This is a genomic window from Streptomyces sp. NPDC046900 (genome assembly GCF_040644975.1).
Taxonomy (GTDB): Bacteria; Actinomycetota; Actinomycetes; order Streptomycetales; family Streptomycetaceae; genus Streptomyces.
In genome coordinates, this window is record NZ_JBEYXD010000079.1 from 1 (window position 1) to 15,043 (window position 15,043).

General features: G+C 71.6%; 16 protein-coding genes. 2 read left to right on the top strand and 14 right to left on the bottom strand.

The window, feature by feature from the left end; all coding sequences use genetic code 11:
- Positions 1-113 precede the first annotated feature (113 nt).
- The 5 genes from ABZ904_RS40595 to tsaB all read right to left on the bottom strand — a co-directional run bounded on the left by ABZ904_RS40595 (position 114) and on the right by tsaB (position 3,804).
- Positions 114-1,181, bottom strand: a complete 1,068-nt coding sequence (locus ABZ904_RS40595; protein WP_360990600.1) for an LCP family protein — start codon at positions 1,179-1,181, stop codon at positions 114-116.
- 95 nt (positions 1,182-1,276) lie between these two features.
- Positions 1,277-1,534, bottom strand: coding sequence for a hypothetical protein (locus ABZ904_RS40600; RefSeq protein WP_359396359.1), 258 nt, complete (start codon positions 1,532-1,534; stop codon positions 1,277-1,279).
- Positions 1,531-2,628: a tRNA (adenosine(37)-N6)-threonylcarbamoyltransferase complex transferase subunit TsaD gene (gene tsaD, locus ABZ904_RS40605; RefSeq protein ID WP_359396357.1), complete on the bottom strand. Its 1,098-nt coding sequence runs from the start codon at positions 2,626-2,628 to the stop codon at positions 1,531-1,533. The genes ABZ904_RS40600 and tsaD overlap by 4 nt, the downstream gene beginning before the upstream one ends.
- A complete protein-coding gene (gene rimI / locus ABZ904_RS40610) occupies positions 2,621-3,118 on the bottom strand; it encodes a ribosomal protein S18-alanine N-acetyltransferase (protein ID WP_360990722.1) in 498 nt (165 codons plus the stop codon). Before rimI ends, tsaD begins: the two co-directional genes overlap by 8 nt.
- Before the next feature lie 32 nt (positions 3,119-3,150).
- Entirely contained in the window at positions 3,151-3,804 is a 654-nt protein-coding gene (tsaB, locus tag ABZ904_RS40615) for a tRNA (adenosine(37)-N6)-threonylcarbamoyltransferase complex dimerization subunit type 1 TsaB (RefSeq protein WP_359396355.1), read from the bottom strand.
- Between the two features lie 172 nt (positions 3,805-3,976).
- Between tsaB and ABZ904_RS40620 the strand changes: the two genes are divergently transcribed.
- Positions 3,977-4,534: a hypothetical protein gene (locus ABZ904_RS40620; RefSeq protein WP_360990595.1), complete on the top strand. Its 558-nt coding sequence runs from the start codon at positions 3,977-3,979 to the stop codon at positions 4,532-4,534.
- A gap of 26 nt (positions 4,535-4,560) precedes the next feature.
- On the opposite strand, the gene ABZ904_RS40625 is transcribed toward ABZ904_RS40620, so the two are convergent.
- The 7 genes from ABZ904_RS40625 to ABZ904_RS40655 all read right to left on the bottom strand — a co-directional run bounded on the left by ABZ904_RS40625 (position 4,561) and on the right by ABZ904_RS40655 (position 10,224).
- Complete coding sequence (locus ABZ904_RS40625; RefSeq protein ID WP_359396350.1) at positions 4,561-4,743, bottom strand: hypothetical protein; 183 nt, start codon at positions 4,741-4,743, stop codon at positions 4,561-4,563.
- A 231-nt stretch (positions 4,744-4,974) separates the two neighbouring features.
- Complete coding sequence (gene tsaE, locus ABZ904_RS40630; RefSeq protein WP_359396348.1) at positions 4,975-5,505, bottom strand: tRNA (adenosine(37)-N6)-threonylcarbamoyltransferase complex ATPase subunit type 1 TsaE; 531 nt, start codon at positions 5,503-5,505, stop codon at positions 4,975-4,977.
- Entirely contained in the window at positions 5,474-6,703 is a 1,230-nt protein-coding gene (locus ABZ904_RS40635) for an alpha/beta hydrolase (protein ID WP_359396346.1), read from the bottom strand. Before ABZ904_RS40635 ends, tsaE begins: the two co-directional genes overlap by 32 nt.
- A 68-nt stretch (positions 6,704-6,771) precedes the next feature.
- Entirely contained in the window at positions 6,772-7,935 is a 1,164-nt protein-coding gene (alr, locus tag ABZ904_RS40640) for an alanine racemase (RefSeq protein ID WP_360990590.1), read from the bottom strand.
- Between the two features lie 208 nt (positions 7,936-8,143).
- The gene (locus tag ABZ904_RS40645; RefSeq protein WP_359396342.1) at positions 8,144-9,574 is read right to left on the bottom strand and encodes an NAD(P)H-hydrate dehydratase; all 1,431 of its coding nucleotides are present in this window, start codon (positions 9,572-9,574) and stop codon (positions 8,144-8,146) included.
- A gap of 47 nt (positions 9,575-9,621) precedes the next feature.
- A complete protein-coding gene (locus ABZ904_RS40650; protein ID WP_359396340.1) occupies positions 9,622-9,993 on the bottom strand; it encodes a holo-ACP synthase in 372 nt (123 codons plus the stop codon).
- 63 nt (positions 9,994-10,056) lie between these two features.
- The gene (locus ABZ904_RS40655) at positions 10,057-10,224 is read right to left on the bottom strand and encodes a hypothetical protein (protein ID WP_360990583.1); all 168 of its coding nucleotides are present in this window, start codon (positions 10,222-10,224) and stop codon (positions 10,057-10,059) included.
- Between the two features lie 479 nt (positions 10,225-10,703).
- Between ABZ904_RS40655 and ABZ904_RS40660 the strand changes: the two genes are divergently transcribed.
- A complete protein-coding gene (locus ABZ904_RS40660) occupies positions 10,704-11,444 on the top strand; it encodes a hypothetical protein (RefSeq protein WP_360990580.1) in 741 nt (246 codons plus the stop codon).
- Between the two features lie 157 nt (positions 11,445-11,601).
- On the opposite strand, the gene ABZ904_RS40665 is transcribed toward ABZ904_RS40660, so the two are convergent.
- Positions 11,602-12,534: a hypothetical protein gene (locus tag ABZ904_RS40665; protein WP_360990577.1), complete on the bottom strand. Its 933-nt coding sequence runs from the start codon at positions 12,532-12,534 to the stop codon at positions 11,602-11,604.
- A gap of 288 nt (positions 12,535-12,822) precedes the next feature.
- A complete protein-coding gene (gene glmS, locus ABZ904_RS40670; RefSeq protein WP_359396332.1) occupies positions 12,823-14,670 on the bottom strand; it encodes a glutamine--fructose-6-phosphate transaminase (isomerizing) in 1,848 nt (615 codons plus the stop codon).
- Positions 14,671-15,043: the final 373 nt, after the last annotated feature.

The window sequence follows — 15,043 nt, forward strand, 5'->3', positions numbered from 1 at the left end:
CGGCAGACCCGCACACCCGGCAGCCCCCAACGGCCACCGGGCACCCACCCCTGCCCACACCCGCCCTGACCTGCTGCTATTTACGCGTCAGAGGCGCGTCTGCGGTCGGCTCCTCACCGCAGCGACGCCCACAGCTCGCTCGCCGCGGGCTCCTTCGCGACCACTCGGTTGGGGTTCGAGGGGGCCGTCACCACCGGCATCATCACCGTCTTCACGTTCTTCGCCGCCAGGCCCTTCAGGCTCTCGCCGAGGCGTATCAGCTCCGGCAGCGAGTCGAGGCCGGTGTCGGTGGTCAGGCTGCCCGTGACGGCGTCGGCGACCTGGTAGAGCTTGCCGGGGTCGGTCAGCAGGTCCCTCGAGGCGATCTGCTCCAGCAGCGCCTTCACCAGCTGCTGCTGGAGCCCTATGCGGCCCAGGTCGCTGCCGTCGCCTATGCCGTGGCGTGTACGGGCCATGGCCAGGGCCTGTTCGCCGTCCAGGTGGTGGGTGCCCGCCTTCAGATGCAGATGGCTCTTGTCGTCGTCGATGTCCTGGCCGGTGGTGACCGTGACCCCGCCGACCGCGTCGACCAGCTTTGCGAAGCCCGAGAAGTCGATCTCCAGGTAGTGGTCCATCCGGATGTCCGTGATCGATTCCGCTGTCTTGACCGCGCAGACCGGACCGCCCACCGAGTAGGCGCTGTTGAACATGGCGTTGTACGTCACCGCCGTCGCACCGCCCGAGCCGAGCGGGCAGGAGGGCCGGGTGACCAGGGTGTCGCGCGGGATGCTCACCACCGTCGCCGCGGTACGGCCCGCGTCGATGTGCACGACCATCGCCGTGTCCGAGCGGGCACCGGAGCTGTGGCCGCCGCCGAGCGCCGCGTCGGCCTCGCCGCTGCGCGAGTCCGATCCGAGGACGAGGATGTTCAGGGCGCCGCCGGGCAGGGGCGAGGCGGACGCGGAGGCCGAGGCGGCCGGGGGCGCCGCCGCGCCCACCGGACGGCCGGTGCCCAGCGCGCCGTCGATGTCGACGCTTCGGATGTTGTCGTTCAGGTGCCGATACGCCCAGCCCGCGCCCGCCACCGCGAGCACGAGGCCGCAGGCCAGTACGGCGCCGACGGCCTTGACCAGACGCGGCCGCCGGCCGCTGTGTCCCTCGGTGTCCCCGTTGCCGTCCCCGCGCTCGTCTTCTGAAGTCACGCGGAGGAACGTAAATCCGAATTATGGTGAGCAGGGATTCCTGAGCACCATTCTTCAGAAAATCTCACCTTTCTCACCGGGGTCTCAGCCCGGGATCAGGCCGTGGCCACCGACTCGAAGCGCCAGCGGTGCACCGCCCGGGTGACGAACTCCGCACCTGGTTCGGGGAGTTCAGGAAGGTCGGCGGTGTCGTCCGCGTCCCACCAGGTGATCACGAGCACACGGTCCTGGGGCGCCCGGAACGTCTCACGGCGCAGCGGCGACGGCGTCAACTCCTGGGCCAGCGCCCAGGACAGCAGTTCCTCGCCGCGTCCGGAGACCGCCCGGGCCTCCCACATGAGCGCGACCGTCATGAGTACAGGTTCTCCCGGCTCACCTCGTGCACGTGGTCGTGGGAGTGCGAAGTGCCCGGCACATGCGGGTCCGTGACCGGCAGCGAAGAGTCCGCCGACAGGTCCCAGTCGGACGCGGACCGTCCCCTCGCGACCATCTCCGCGCCGAGCGCCGCGACCATGGCGCCGTTGTCCGTGCACAGCTTGGGACGGGGCACCCGCAGCCGGATCCCGGCCGCCTCGCAGCGCTCCTGGGCCAGCACGCGCAGCCTCGAGTTGGCCGCCACACCGCCGCCGATCATCAGATGGTCGACGCCCTCGTCCTTGCAGGCCCGCACCGCCTTCCGGGTCAGCACGTCCACCACGGCCTCCTGGAAGGACGCCGCCACATCGCGCACCGGCACCTCCTCCCCCGCCGCGCGCTTCGCCTCGATCCAGCGGGCCACGGCGGTCTTCAGGCCGGAGAAGGAGAAGTCGTACGCGGGGTCGCGGGGACCGGTCAGACCGCGCGGGAAGGCGATCGCCCCCGGGTCGCCCTCCTTCGCATAACGGTCGATGACGGGACCGCCCGGGAAACCGAGGTCGAGTACGCGCGCGATCTTGTCGAAGGCCTCGCCGGCCGCGTCGTCGATCGTCGCGCCCATCGGCCGGACGTCGGAGGTGATGTCCGTGGACAGCAGCAGCGAGGAGTGCCCGCCGCTCACCAGCAGAGCCATCGTCGGCTCGGGCAGCGCGCCGTGCTCCAGCTGGTCCACACAGATGTGGGAGGCGAGGTGGTTGACCCCGTAGAGCGGCTTGCCCAGCGCGTACGCGTACGCCTTCGCCGCCGAGACGCCGACCAGCAGCGCGCCCGCGAGACCGGGCCCGGCGGTGACCGCGATGCCGTCCAGGTCCCTCGCGCTCACCCCTGCGTCCTTCAGCGCGCGGTCGATCGTGGGCACCATCGCCTCGAGGTGCGCGCGGGAGGCGACCTCCGGCACCACGCCGCCGAAGCGCGCGTGCTCGTCGACACTGGACGCGACGGCGTCGGCGAGGAGGGTGTTGCCGCGGACGATGCCGACACCGGTCTCGTCGCAGGAGGTCTCGATCCCCAGAACCAGGGGTTCGTCAGCCATTGTTCTCGGTTCCTTGTACGGAGGAGGTGCCCGCGGCGGAGCCGCCGTCGGGCGCTGTGGTCAGCCGCATCACCAGGGCGTCCACGTTCCCCGGCTGGTAGTAGCCGCGCCTGAAGCCGATGGGCTCGAAGCCGAAGCGCTCGTAGAGCTTCTGGGCGCGCACGTTGTCGACCCGGCACTCGAGCATGACCTCGGCGCATTCGAACGCGGTCGCCGCCCGCAGCAGTTCGGTCAGCAGCTGTCCGCCGAGCCCCGTGCCCCAGAGGTTCCGGGAGACGGCGACGGTCTGGATGTCACCGAGGTCGCCCTGGGCGGCCAGCCCCGCATACCCGACGATCCGCTCGCCCTCGACGGCCACGACATACCGCCGCGTCGCCTCCGAGCCCCGGGAATGCGCCAGCTCGGACCAGAACATGCCCCGGGACCAGGCGTCCTCGGGGAACAGGTCCTTCTCCAGCTCGAGTACGGCATCGATGTCCCACCAGCGCATCTCGCGCAGCGTGGGCGTCACGGGTGCGGCCGTCACTTGGGTGTGACCACCTTGTAGTTCTTGGGCACCTGCGCGTCGGGGCGGCGCAGATACAGCGGACGGGGAGCGGGCAGTTCCTCGCCGGCCGCGAGCTTCTCGGCCGCCAGGGACGCCAGCGCGGCCGCCGAGACGTGCTCGGGCTCCCGCGCCTGCGGAAAGGTGTCTGGGTAGAGCAGCGCGCCGGCCCCGACGGCGGGCAGGCCCGAGACCGTTTCCGCGATGTCGGCGGGGCGGTCCACGGCGGGCTCGGTCACGCGGGTGCGCGAGTCGTCGTACCGCGCCCAGTAGACCTCCTTGCGTCGCGCGTCCGTGGCGACCACGAACGGCACATGGAGATCGGAGGCGTACGCGAGCCCGTCGAGCGTGCACACGCCGTGCACGGGGACGCCGAGCGCGAGCCCGAACGTGTCGGCGGTCATCAGGCCGACGCGCAGTCCGGTGTAGGGGCCGGGGCCCACGCCGACGACGATGCCGGTGACGGCGTCGAGCCGGGTACCCGCCTCGGCGAGGACCCGGTCGACGGCGGGCAGCAGGAGTTCCCCATGCCGGCGCGCGTCCACCTGGCTCGACGAGGCGACGACGGACGTGCCGTCGTGCAGGGCGACCGTGACGGCGGGGGTGGCGGTATCCAGAGCGAGCAAGAGCACGCAAACAGCGTACGGCGCCCGCGCCCGACACACGGCCGACCCGATGCGGCCCGGGCCTGCTGCTACCGTCACAGCGAAGACGTACGACGCGACCGGTGGACCGATCGGAAGGTCGTACGGACGGATACGGGTGACGAGTCCTCCCGCGTGCGGGGACGAGAGGTGGGCACAGGTGGCTAGGAGCAGCTCGGGATTCGTGGCCGGGCTCACCGTGGCGGCGATCGCCGTGGTCGGTTTCCTGGCCTACCAGGCGTCGGCGAACGTGCCCGACTCGCTGGGCAAGCCGCAGGCCAAGAAGTCGGCGCCGGTCACCACGTCCAAGGGGCCGCAGCAGAACAAGAAGAAGCCGGCGGTCCTGCCCGGCCGCTCCGGCACCGGCGAGCGGGTCGTGTACTCGATCGGCGACGACCGGGTGTGGCTGGTCGGCGCGGGCAACAAGGTGCAGCGCACCTTCAAGGTCACCCCGGGGACGGTGGACCCGCTGCCGGGCACGTACCCGGTGACCTCGCGGACCGCCTCCGCGACCGGCTCGGACGGGACGCCGGTCGAGCACATCGTGCGGTTCGCGAGCAACGGGGGCGTGGTGATCGGCTTCAGCGCGGCGATCGACGGCTCGACGCCCAAGCCCGACACGTCGAAGAAGCTGGGCGGTATCCGCGAGTCCCGGGCGGACGGCACCGCGATGTGGGAGTTCGCGACGAGCGACCAGAAGGTCGTCGTCGTCAAGTAGCCCCGGGCTGCGCAGTACCGGGCCGGCTACGCGGCCCTGCGGTCCTTCTCGGGCCCCCGCGCCGCAGCCGGCACCTCGGGAGCCGGGTCCCGCGGCGGTGTCGAGACCGCCTTCGCGGCGGCGCACGACGCCAGCAGGTCCCGCATCGACACTCCGGCCGCCCCTGCCACCACGCGTGGCAGCGCCTTGTCTCGTTCTGAAGCCGGCATGGACGCCTCCTGATATCGCGGGGGCGGCATGGTTAGGTAGGCCTAACCATGGACTGATGTCCATGGGACCATGCCCGGCACCTGCGGCGCAAGATTTTCCCGACGCGTTGTCGGGACGTGGGGCAGCAAGCGGCCCGGGACGGTGCGACCAGCACAGACGGCCCGGAAGGGAACGGCCGCCGGGACCGCACGCGGTGTCCAGGGGTTCGGGGCGGCGCCCCGTGACGGCTCTCAGGCCGACAGCACCGTCAGATCCACGGTCGCCCAACGCCGGCCGACTCCTGTGACGGAGACGTGCCGCACCTCGTCGGTGGTGTCCCCGACGGCACGGTGGATGACCACGTGGAGCCGGTCGTCCGTGAGGTCCTCGACCTTGCCCTCGCCCCACTCCACGACGACCACGGACTCGGGCAGCGAGACGTCGAGGTCCAGGTCCTCCATCTCGTCGAGGCCGCCACCCAGGCGGTACGCGTCCACGTGGACCAGCGGCGGTCCGTCCCCCAGGGACGGGTGCACCCGGGCGATCACGAAGGTCGGCGAGGTGACCGCGCCCCGCACTCCGAGCCCCTCGCCGAGCCCTCGGGTCAGCGTGGTCTTGCCCGCGCCCAGCTCGCCGTTCAGCAACACGAGGTCGCCGGCGCGCACCAGCTTGGCCAGGCGGCGCCCCAGCTCCTGCATCTGTTCGGGGGAGGTGACGGTGAACTCGATGGTGACGCCCGGCATCGGGGCGTCAGCCGGGCTGTACGGTGCTGCTGCTTCCATAGCCACCCACGGTAGCCCCTGCCGGAACCGCTCCCGAGCGCATCAGGAGGTCGGCGAGGCGGTCGGTGACGACCTCCGGGTGCTCCAGCATCACCAGGTGCCCGGCGTCCGGCACCAGCACCAGTTCGGCGTCCGGCAGCAGACCGGCGATCGCCTCGCTGTGCTCGCTGGGCGTGACCAGGTCCTTGATGCCCGCGAGCACCAGCACGGGCATGTCCGCGAAGGAGGCCAGCGCGTTCGTCTTGTCGTGGTCGGCGAACGCGGGATAGAACTCGGCGACCACGTCGATCGGAGTGCTCTCGATCATCCGCTCGGCGAACCGGGCGACGGCCGGGTCGACGTCCCGCAAGGCGAACGAGTACCGCTTGATGATCCCCGCGAACAGGTCGGCGGTGGCCCTGCGCCCCCTCTCCACCAGCTCGGCCTGCTGCCCCAGCGCCTTGAGCACACCGGGGAGGATGCGCCGGACGGCGTTGACGCCCGCGACCGGCAGTCCGAAGTTGACCTCGCCGAGCCGCCCGGACGACGTGCCGACGAGTGCGACGCCGACGACCCGGTCGCGGATCAGTTCGGGGTACTGGTCGGCCAGGGCCATGATCGTCATGCCCCCCATGGAGTGGCCGACGAGCACGAGGGGTCCCTCGGGAGCGGCCGCGTCTATCACGGCCTTGAGGTCGCGCCCGAGCTGGTCGATGGTGAGGGGCGTGCCCTCGGCCTGGGCCATCCCCCGCGCCGAACGGCCGTGGCTGCGCTGGTCCCAGTGCACCGTGCGGACGACGCCGCGCAGCGCCGCGCGCTGGAAGTGCCAGGAGTCCTGGTTCAGGCAGTAGCCGTGGCTGAAGATGACGGTGACCGGGGCGGGTGCCTTGCGGCCGAAGAGCCGGCGGCGGCGGGGTGCGGGGCCGCCCTCCGGTTCGACGTCGTCGACCTCGTAGTACAGAGCGGTGCCGTCGTCCGCGTACGCCTTGCCCGGGGTGCCGCGGAGTGTGCCGTACGGTCCCGCGGAGTCGAGGGCGAGCCGCGCCTTGCGGCGCATACCGCGGCCGACCGTCATCCGCTCTATCGCGACTCCGGCGGCTGCGCCTGCCGCGACCACGCCTATCGCGGCACCGGCGAGGCCGGCCACACGCCAGCTCCCGAAGCCAGAGGCAGTGGCGCCGGCGACGGCCTCCACGGCCTCGGCGCTGCTCTCGCTCACGTCCCGCTTCCTCCCCGCCGGGGGCTCCGCCCGTCCGGCCTTCGGTTACCCAGGTTCACCCGTGTGGGCTACCCAACTTGTTCCGCATTCACATTCACGTAGACGCGGGGAACTCGGGTTCCGATCCGGGTCACGATTTCGTAAGCGATGGTTCCGGCCGCCTGCGCCCAGTCCTCGGCGGTGGGATCGCCGCGGTCGCCGGAGCCGAACAGGACGGCCTCCGTGCCGGGCGGGGGCTGGTCGCCCCCCAGGTCCACCACGAACTGGTCCATGGCGATCCGGCCGGCGACCGTGCGCAGCTTGCCGTCGACGAGGACCGGTCCGGCGCCCGAGGCATGGCGCGGAATGCCGTCCGCATAGCCGACGGGGATCAGGCCGAGGGTCGTGGTGCCGGGAGTGGTGTACCGGTGTCCGTAGCTGACGCCGTGACCGCCGGGTACCTGCTTCACCAGGGCGAGCGAGGCCTTCAGCGTCATCACCGGGCGCAGTCCGAGGTCGGCCGGGGTGCCGAGCTCGGGGCTGGGTGAGAGACCGTAGATCGCGATACCCGTGCGGACCAGGTCGAAGTGGGACTCGGGCAGGGTCAGCGTGGCAGGCGAGTTGGCGATGTGGCGCACCTCGGGCCGTACACCCTGCTCCTCGGCGTACGCCACCATCTCGCGGAAGCGGGCGAGCTGGGACTGTACGGAGGGATGGCCCGGCTCGTCGGCGCAGGCGAAGTGCGACCACAGTCCGACGACCGTGAGCAGACCGTCCGCCTGGGCACGCAGGGCCTCGGCGACGAGTTCCGGCCAGTCGGCGGGCTGACAGCCGTTGCGGCCGAGGCCGGTGTCGGCCTTGAGGTGGACGCGGGCGGGCGCGCCCGCGGCGGCCGCCGCCTCACGCAGTTCCTCGAGCGCCCACATGCCGCTCACGGACACGTCGACGTCCGTCTCGATCGCACGACGCCAGGGGCCACCGGGCGTCCAGAGCCAGCACAGGACGCGCCCCGGCAGGCCGGCCTCACGCAGCGCGAACGCCTCCTCGGGCGTGGCGGTGCCGAGCCACTCGGCACCGGCTTCGAGCGCGGCGCGGGCGCACGGCACCGCCCCGTGGCCGTAGGCGTCCGACTTCACCACGGCCATCAGGGCGGCGCCGGGCGCGAGGGCGCGCAGGGAACGGACGTTCGCCCGCAGGGCCCCCAGATCGATTTCGGCACAGGCACGCAGGGGTGCTGTCTCAGAACTTGTCATCGCGCCCCCAGTGTCTCAGAGGGGTCCGACGCGGCTGCGGCGCCGGTCCCGCCCGTGGCCTTCCGCGTGCCGGGCCCGCGCCACCGAGGGTGCCGCGGGCGCGCACGCGATCAGCAAAACGCCGAGTCCGGCGGACGCCCGAACGCCCCGCTGACAGGTCCCCCGTACGCAGCGCCGCGGCACCAAGAAAGGGGCGTGCCGCGGCCGTTCAGTCCCGTACGTCCCGCCATGCCTCCGGGAGCGCGTCCGCCACGTCATGGGCTCCGGCGGGGGCGCCGTCGGCCGCGTACCGGCCCGCGAGCCCGTGCAGATACGCCGCCACGCTCCCCGCGTCCCGCGTCGACAGGCCGGCGGCGAGCAGCGAGCCGGACAACCCGGACAACACGTCCCCGCTGCCGGCGGTCGCGAGCCACGGCGTGCCGGTGGCGTTCACGCGCACCGGGCCGCCGCCGGGGTCCGCGACCAGCGTGGTGGACCCCTTGAGGAGCACGGTCGCCCCATAGCGCGACGCCAGCTCCCGCGCCGCCGTGAGCCGGGACCCCTCGACCTCCTCGCGCGAGACCCCGAGCAGTGCGGCGGCCTCCCCGGCGTGCGGGGTCATCAGCGTCGGCGCACCCCGGCCGCGTACGGCGTCGCGGTCGGCCAGCCGCAGCCCGTCCGCGTCGACGAGCACCGGCACATCCGCCTCCAGCACCTCCGCCACGGTCGCCGCGTCGTCCCCGGCGCCCGGCCCCACGACCCAGGCCTGCACCCGGCCGGCCTTCGCGGGCCCCCGTTCGGAGACCAGGGTTTCCGGGAAACGGGAGATCACCGCGCCCCCGGCGGGCCCCACATACCGCACGGCTCCCGCGCCGCCCCGCAGCGCCCCCGCCACGGCGAGCACGGCCGCCCCCGGGTAGCGCGCGGATCCGGCGGCGATCCCGACCACCCCGCGCCGGTACTTGTCGCTCTCGGCCTGCGGCAGCGGCAGCAGCGCCGCCACGTCCGCGTGCTGCAGCGCCTCCAGCTCGGGCTCCTCCGGCAACGCGAGCCCGATGTCGACGAGGCGTACGGAACCGGCGTACTCCCGGGCCGGGTCGATGAGCAGGGCCGGCTTGTGGGTGCCGAACGTCACCGTCAGATCGGCCCGTACGGCGGGGCCGCGCACCTCGCCGGTGTCGGCCTCCACGCCGCTCGGCAGGTCGACGGCGACGACGGCCGCGCCGGACTCCCCGGCAAGTGCGGCCAGCCGTGCGGCGTCCGGCCTGAGGCCGCCCTTGCCGCCGATCCCGACGATTCCGTCGACGACGAGGTCGGCGCGCTCGATCAGTTCCTCGGCCGCCCCGGGCTGCGCCACGGACCCGCCCGCCCGGCGCAACGCCGCCAGCCCGCCGGGGTGTGCACGGTCGGGGGCGAGCAGCACGGCCGTGACCCCGGCGCCCCGCCGGGCGAGCCGGGCTCCGGCGTAGAGGGCATCACCGCCGTTGTCCCCGCTCCCCACCAGCAGCACGACGCGGCCGCCGTACACCCGGCCGAGCAAGTCCGCACAGGCGGCGGCCAGTCCGGCGGCGGCGCGCTGCATCAGCGCGCCTTCCGGAAGCCGCGCCATGAGCTCTCGTTCGGCTGTCCTTACGGTGTCGACGCTGTAAGCAGTACGCATGCGGTCGAGTCTGCCCCGGATGCGCACGGGTTGCCGCGATTTCGGCGTCAGCCCTCCGCGATCACCACGGCCGACGCCACCCCCGCGTCATGGCTCAGCGACACATGCCACGACCGCACCCCCAACTCGGCCGCCCGCGCCGCCACGGTCCCGGTGACCCGCAGCCGGGGCTGGCCGCTGTCCTCGACGAACACCTCGGCGTCCGTCCAGTACAGGCCCCCCGGGGCACCGAGGGCCTTGGCGACCGCCTCCTTCGCGGCGAACCGGACCGCGAGCGAGGCGATACCCCGACGCTCGCCGCTGGGAAGCAACAACTCGCTCTCCAGGAACAGCCGTTCGGCCAGCCCCGGCGTACGCCGCAAGGACGCCGCGAACCGGTCGATCTCGGCCACGTCGATTCCGACCCCGATGATGCTCATGCCGAGCACCCTAAGGTCTGGGTGACTGCCTGCGTCCGACCGATCGGCGGTGCGTGGATCCGGTCAACCCAGGGCGGAGCCGGGAGCCTCCGGGTCCTCACCGAACAGCTCCTCCGCCCGCGCGACGGTACCGGCCCGGTCGAGCCAGTCGTCGAGGCGGTCGAGGTCGGTGCAGGCGGTGATGCGCTCGCGCACGGCGTCGGAGACGACGAGACCATGCACTTCCAGCACCCGCAGAAGGCCCTTGGCCTCCCCCTGGCCTTGCCCTCGGCCTCCCCTTCCGCCTTGCCCTCCGCCTTGCCGTCCAGGTACGCCTCCTCGAAGACGGTGCCCCTGCCCGGGAAGTAACTGATGACCATCTTCTCCAGCTCCCTCCACGTCTCGCGGGCCGGAGTGTCCTCCAGGCCGATCTCCACCAGTTCCGCCCGGTACAACGATCAGTCCTCTGCGGTCGGTTCGCACCTCAAGATTGCTCCGGTGACCGCTTCTGGCCGGCGGCTCGGAGTCGGCGTCCACTGACCGATCTGCGGCACGTCGGCCGAGCTCATCGCCCTCTGGGCGCCCCCCAATTCTCAGTCCCCTCATGTCACAGCGCCCTGCTAGCCTGCGGGGGCTCGATCACGCCGTGCACGCCCGCGGTTCGCAACCGCGCCTATTCGTGCACCTTTTGATCACATCGCGCGCCCTGGGGGGCCAGTCGGCGCGCCCGTATGCGCAACGCATTCGAAACGCTCGGACACCGGATCCTCTCCCCCGAGCAGCACGAGGCGGAGCTGCGCGCGGTCGCGGTCGCGGACCTGCGCGAGGTCGCCCGCGAGGCGTGGGACGGCGGGCTGCTCCAGGTCCCGACCCGGGGTGCCGACTGGGCGAGCTTCACACTCGCCCCGCAGTACTCGGCGTCCGCGGTCACCGGCACCCGGCACGAGTCGCTGGAGGACGAGAACGTCACGCTGGTCATCAGGCCCGAAGGCGTGAGCCTGCTGCTGCCCCGCGGCCCGATCACCGTGCGGTACGACGCCTGCGCCGCGATGACCACCCGCACCGACGGGGCACGGGTTCTGACCGGACTCGACGGCTTCCGCGTGGCAGTGGAACCGACCCTGTACCGCCAGGTCACGGCCGAGCGGATCGCGGTGCTGGACGCGGCCGTACCGGCCACCGCGGTCGTTCCCCTGCCGCCCCGCGACCCGGAGCGGATCCCACAGCCACGCGAGCGCACCCCGGCCGCCGAGCAGTCGGCCAAGCCCCCGACCTGGGGTTGGACCCTCGGCATCTGGCTCATCGGGGCGATGGCCACCGTGTGGGGCCTCATCGCCGGAATGGTCCTCGCCGACGAACTCACCGACCCTCACCCGGAGTGGGACATCGTGATCGCCGTCCTCATCCCCGAGGCGCCGCTGGTTCTGGTGACGTGGGCGCTGTACAAGGCACGCCGCCTCCGACGCCGCTGACGGGGGTCGACCCGGGTGAGCCTCGCTGTTCCAGCTCTCGGCCCAGACTCAGGACGCGGTCTTGAGCAAGGCACGTCGCCGCGAACCGGAAGAGGTCGAGCGGGTCCGGCGACGCGTCCTATCGGCTGTTCTGTTCGTCGGCCGACGCCCAGGCCTGCTAGGGACTGGTCCCCGGTACCTCCGGCCCGTCGGTGAACAGGTCCTCGGCCGTCGCCGCGGTCAGCGAGCGGTCGAACCAGATGGCGAGGGTATCGAGATCGATGCACGAGGTGATGCGCTCCCGTGTGTCCTCGGAGACGGGGATACCGCGCTTCTCCAGGACACGCAAGATCAGCGAGACGCGGTCCTCGGCCTTGCCTTCCGCCTTGCCCTCCGCCTTCCCTTCCAGGTAGGCGGTTTCGCGGACCGTTCCCCGGCCAGGAAAGTAGCTGACGAACGACATGATTTCCCTCAGTTTCTGCCCGGCTGGGGTGTCACCCAGGCTGATTTCCAAGAAGTCGAAGAAGTAGTCGGCGGTCTCGGAGTCCGTTTTCTGCATCTCCTGAAGGGCGGCTGTGATTGCCTTCAGTATGGCGCCGCAGTCGGAGCTGCGGGCGTGTGCCAGGGCGGAGAGCACGGCCAGCGCGAGGTTCTTCGCCACGGTCCTGGTGTCGATGATCACCGGCAGGTAGTCCGGCCCGGCGACCAGCGGGTACGTCCGCTGAGCCGTCCAGCCGCGCGTGCCGCAGTCGAAGGGGCCGGTCGCCCACTTGGCCGTGGCCCTGTCCTGGCAGACCACGAGAAGCAGCACGGGAAGGGCGAACCTCGCCTGGAGGTACGCGATGTAGTACGCCCAACTCGAGGCCTTGGCCGCATCCTTGCCCGACTGCGACTCGATAGCGAGCAGGAAGTCCTCACCGTCGGACGGGCCGATGCGCAGCACAGTGTCCACGCGGCGTTCCAGCGGCCGGGTCTCCGTCACGTCCGTGGTGACGGCGTCCACGGTCGCTTTTGCGGATAACGGGACGCCCAGCACCTCGAACACGGGAGCCAGGATCTCGGGCCGCTCCTGGAAGATCCGGTGCATGCCCTCGTGAGCTGATGTGACCATGTACGCAACCTAGGTGGATCAACGTATGAGTTGTCCGGGCGATCGGGATGCGTTCACTCTTTCGGAGGGCGAAAAAACGTTCACGCGATCGCGGCCAACTCACACCACACCTGATTGCCCCAATTGCCGTCCCTGCTCAGGGGCTGTCAGCCCCACAGGTCGGCGCCGGCAGGCCCGGACCAGCGCCAGTCCGCGCCCTGCCTCCGGCTCGGCCACCTTTGGCGGAGCCGGAAGGGCCATGCTGTACGCACCCGAGCGTTCGCGTGACGTCGTCCACAAGTCAAAAGCTCACTCCACCGTCACCGACTTCGCCAGGTTCCGCGGCTGGTCCACCTCGTTCCCGCGGGCCGTCGCCAGCTCGCAGGCGAACACCTGCAACGGCACCGTCGCGACCAGCGGCTGAAGCAGCGTCGGCGTCACCGGGATGCGGATCAGATGGTCGGCGTACGGGGCCACCGCCTCGTCGCCCTCCTCCGCGATCACGATCGTGCGCGCACCCCTCGCCCGGATCTCCTGGATATTGGAGACGATCTTGTCGTGCAGGACCGAACGGCCGCGCGGCGAGGGTACGACCACGACGACCGGCAGGTCCGGCTCGATCAGTGCGATGGGCCCGTGCTTCAGCTCGCCCGCCGCGAATCCCTCGGCGTGCATGTAGGCCAGTTCCTTGAGCTTGAGGGCGCCTTCGAGGGCCACCGGGTAGCCGACGTGCCGGCCCAGGAACAGCACGGTGTTCTTGCCCGCGAGCGAGCGTGCGAGCTCCCGTACCGGTTCCATGGTCTCGAGGACCTTCTCCACCTGGCGGGAGATCTGCGACAGGTCGCGGATGACCACGTGGATCTCGTCGCCCCACTTGGTGCCGCGCACCTGGCCCAGGTAGAGGGCCACCAGGTAGCAGGCGACGAGCTGGGTCAGGAACGCCTTGGTGGAGGCGACCGCGACCTCCGGCCCCGCGTGTGTGTACAGCACGGCGTCCGACTCCCGCGGGATCGTCGAGCCGTTGGTGTTGCAGATGGCCAGCACCTTGGAGCCCTGCTCGCGGGCGTGCCGCAGCGCCATCAGCGTGTCCATCGTCTCGCCGGACTGGGAGATGGCGATGACCAGCGTGCGCGGGTCGAGGATCGGGTCGCGGTAGCGGAACTCGCTGGCCAGCTCCACCTCGCAGGGGATCCGGGTCCAGTGCTCGATGGCGTACTTGGCGATCATCCCGGCGTGGAAGGCCGTACCGCACGCCACGACGACGATCTTGTCGACCTCACGCAGCTCCGCGGTGGAGATCCGCACCTCGTCCAGCCTCAGCGAACCTGCGGTGTCGATCCGGCCCAGCAGCGTGTCGGCTACCGCCTTCGGCTGCTCGGCGATCTCCTTCAGCATGAAGTAGTCGTAGCCGCCCTTCTCGGCGGCCGAGGCGTCCCAGTCGACGTGGTACGAGCGCACGTCGGCGGGCCGGCCGTCGAAGCCGGTGACCGTCACGCCGTCCCGGCGCAGCTCCACCACCTGGTCCTGGCCCAGTTCGATCGCCGACCGGGTGTGGGCGATGAAGGCCGCCACGTCCGAGGCGAGGAAGGCCTCGCCCTCCCCGACACCCACCACGAGCGGCGAGTTCCGGCGCGCCCCGACGACCACGTCCGGCTCGTCGGCGTGCACCGCGACCAGCGTGAACGCACCCTCCAGCCGCTGGCACACCAGCCGCATCGCCTCCGCGAGGTCCGCGGTCGCGGAGAACTCCTCCGCCAGCAGATGCGCGACCACCTCGGTGTCCGTCTCGGAGCCGAGCGCGTGGCCCCGCTCCTCCAGTTCGGACCGCAGGAGCGCGAAGTTCTCGATGATCCCGTTGTGGACGACGGCGACGCGGCCCGCGTTGTCGAGGTGCGGATGGGCGTTGGCGTCGGTCGGAGCGCCGTGGGTGGCCCAGCGGGTGTGCCCGAGGCCTGTGGTCCCGGTCGGCAGCGGCCGGTCGACCAGTTCCTTCTCCAGGTTGACCAGCTTCCCCGCCTTCTTGGCGGCGGCCAGGCCCCCGTCCGCGAGCACGGCGACGCCCGCCGAGTCATAACCCCGGTACTCAAGCCGCTTCAGTCCCGCCACGACAACGTCGAGAGCCGACTGCGGTCCCACGTATCCCACAATTCCGCACATGTGCCGCAGCCTACGGTCCGAGTGGCGCCCGGACCTCCCGGAACTTGCCCGAAATCGGAAATTCCCACTGGGGTACGAACGCTCGGGCGGGAACTGCGGCCGACCGCGCTCGGCGAGCCACGGTTTCGAACACGGGTTTGTTCCGATCGGTCGTGGGCCGGCTGTCCGCGTCGGCTGGCGCGTGAGGGTCTCAACGACCGACCGACCGACCGACCGAACCGAACGAACGGACTGACTGACTACGAGGCGCAGGAGCTGGTGGGCCACGTACCCCTGGAGCCCTGCGGCGTGTCCGTGCGGCCTACGCGACGCCTTCAACCGGGGCCCACGCAGAGCGGGCCCACCGGCTCTGACGGACAAGTGAAAGCCCCGC

Excerpts from the sequence above, each read along its gene's own strand:
- ABZ904_RS40600 (WP_359396359.1), bottom strand. The coding sequence starts at position 1,534 with ATGACGGTCGCGCTCATGTGGGAGGCCCGGGCGGTCTCCGGACGCGGC.
- tsaD (WP_359396357.1), bottom strand. The coding sequence starts at position 2,628 with ATGGCTGACGAACCCCTGGTTCTGGGGATCGAGACCTCCTGCGACGAG.
- rimI (WP_360990722.1), bottom strand. The coding sequence starts at position 3,118 with ATGCGCTGGTGGGACATCGATGCCGTACTCGAGCTGGAGAAGGACCTG.
- ABZ904_RS40625 (WP_359396350.1), bottom strand. The coding sequence starts at position 4,743 with ATGCCGGCTTCAGAACGAGACAAGGCGCTGCCACGCGTGGTGGCAGGG.
- tsaE (WP_359396348.1), bottom strand. The coding sequence starts at position 5,505 with ATGGAAGCAGCAGCACCGTACAGCCCGGCTGACGCCCCGATGCCGGGC.
- alr (WP_360990590.1), bottom strand. The coding sequence starts at position 7,935 with ATGACAAGTTCTGAGACAGCACCCCTGCGTGCCTGTGCCGAAATCGAT.
- ABZ904_RS40645 (WP_359396342.1), bottom strand. The coding sequence starts at position 9,574 with ATGCGTACTGCTTACAGCGTCGACACCGTAAGGACAGCCGAACGAGAG.
- ABZ904_RS40650 (WP_359396340.1), bottom strand. The coding sequence starts at position 9,993 with ATGAGCATCATCGGGGTCGGAATCGACGTGGCCGAGATCGACCGGTTC.
- ABZ904_RS40660 (WP_360990580.1), top strand. The coding sequence starts at position 10,704 with ATGCGCAACGCATTCGAAACGCTCGGACACCGGATCCTCTCCCCCGAG.
- ABZ904_RS40665 (WP_360990577.1), bottom strand. The coding sequence starts at position 12,534 with ATGGTCACATCAGCTCACGAGGGCATGCACCGGATCTTCCAGGAGCGG.
- glmS (WP_359396332.1), bottom strand. The coding sequence starts at position 14,670 with ATGTGCGGAATTGTGGGATACGTGGGACCGCAGTCGGCTCTCGACGTT.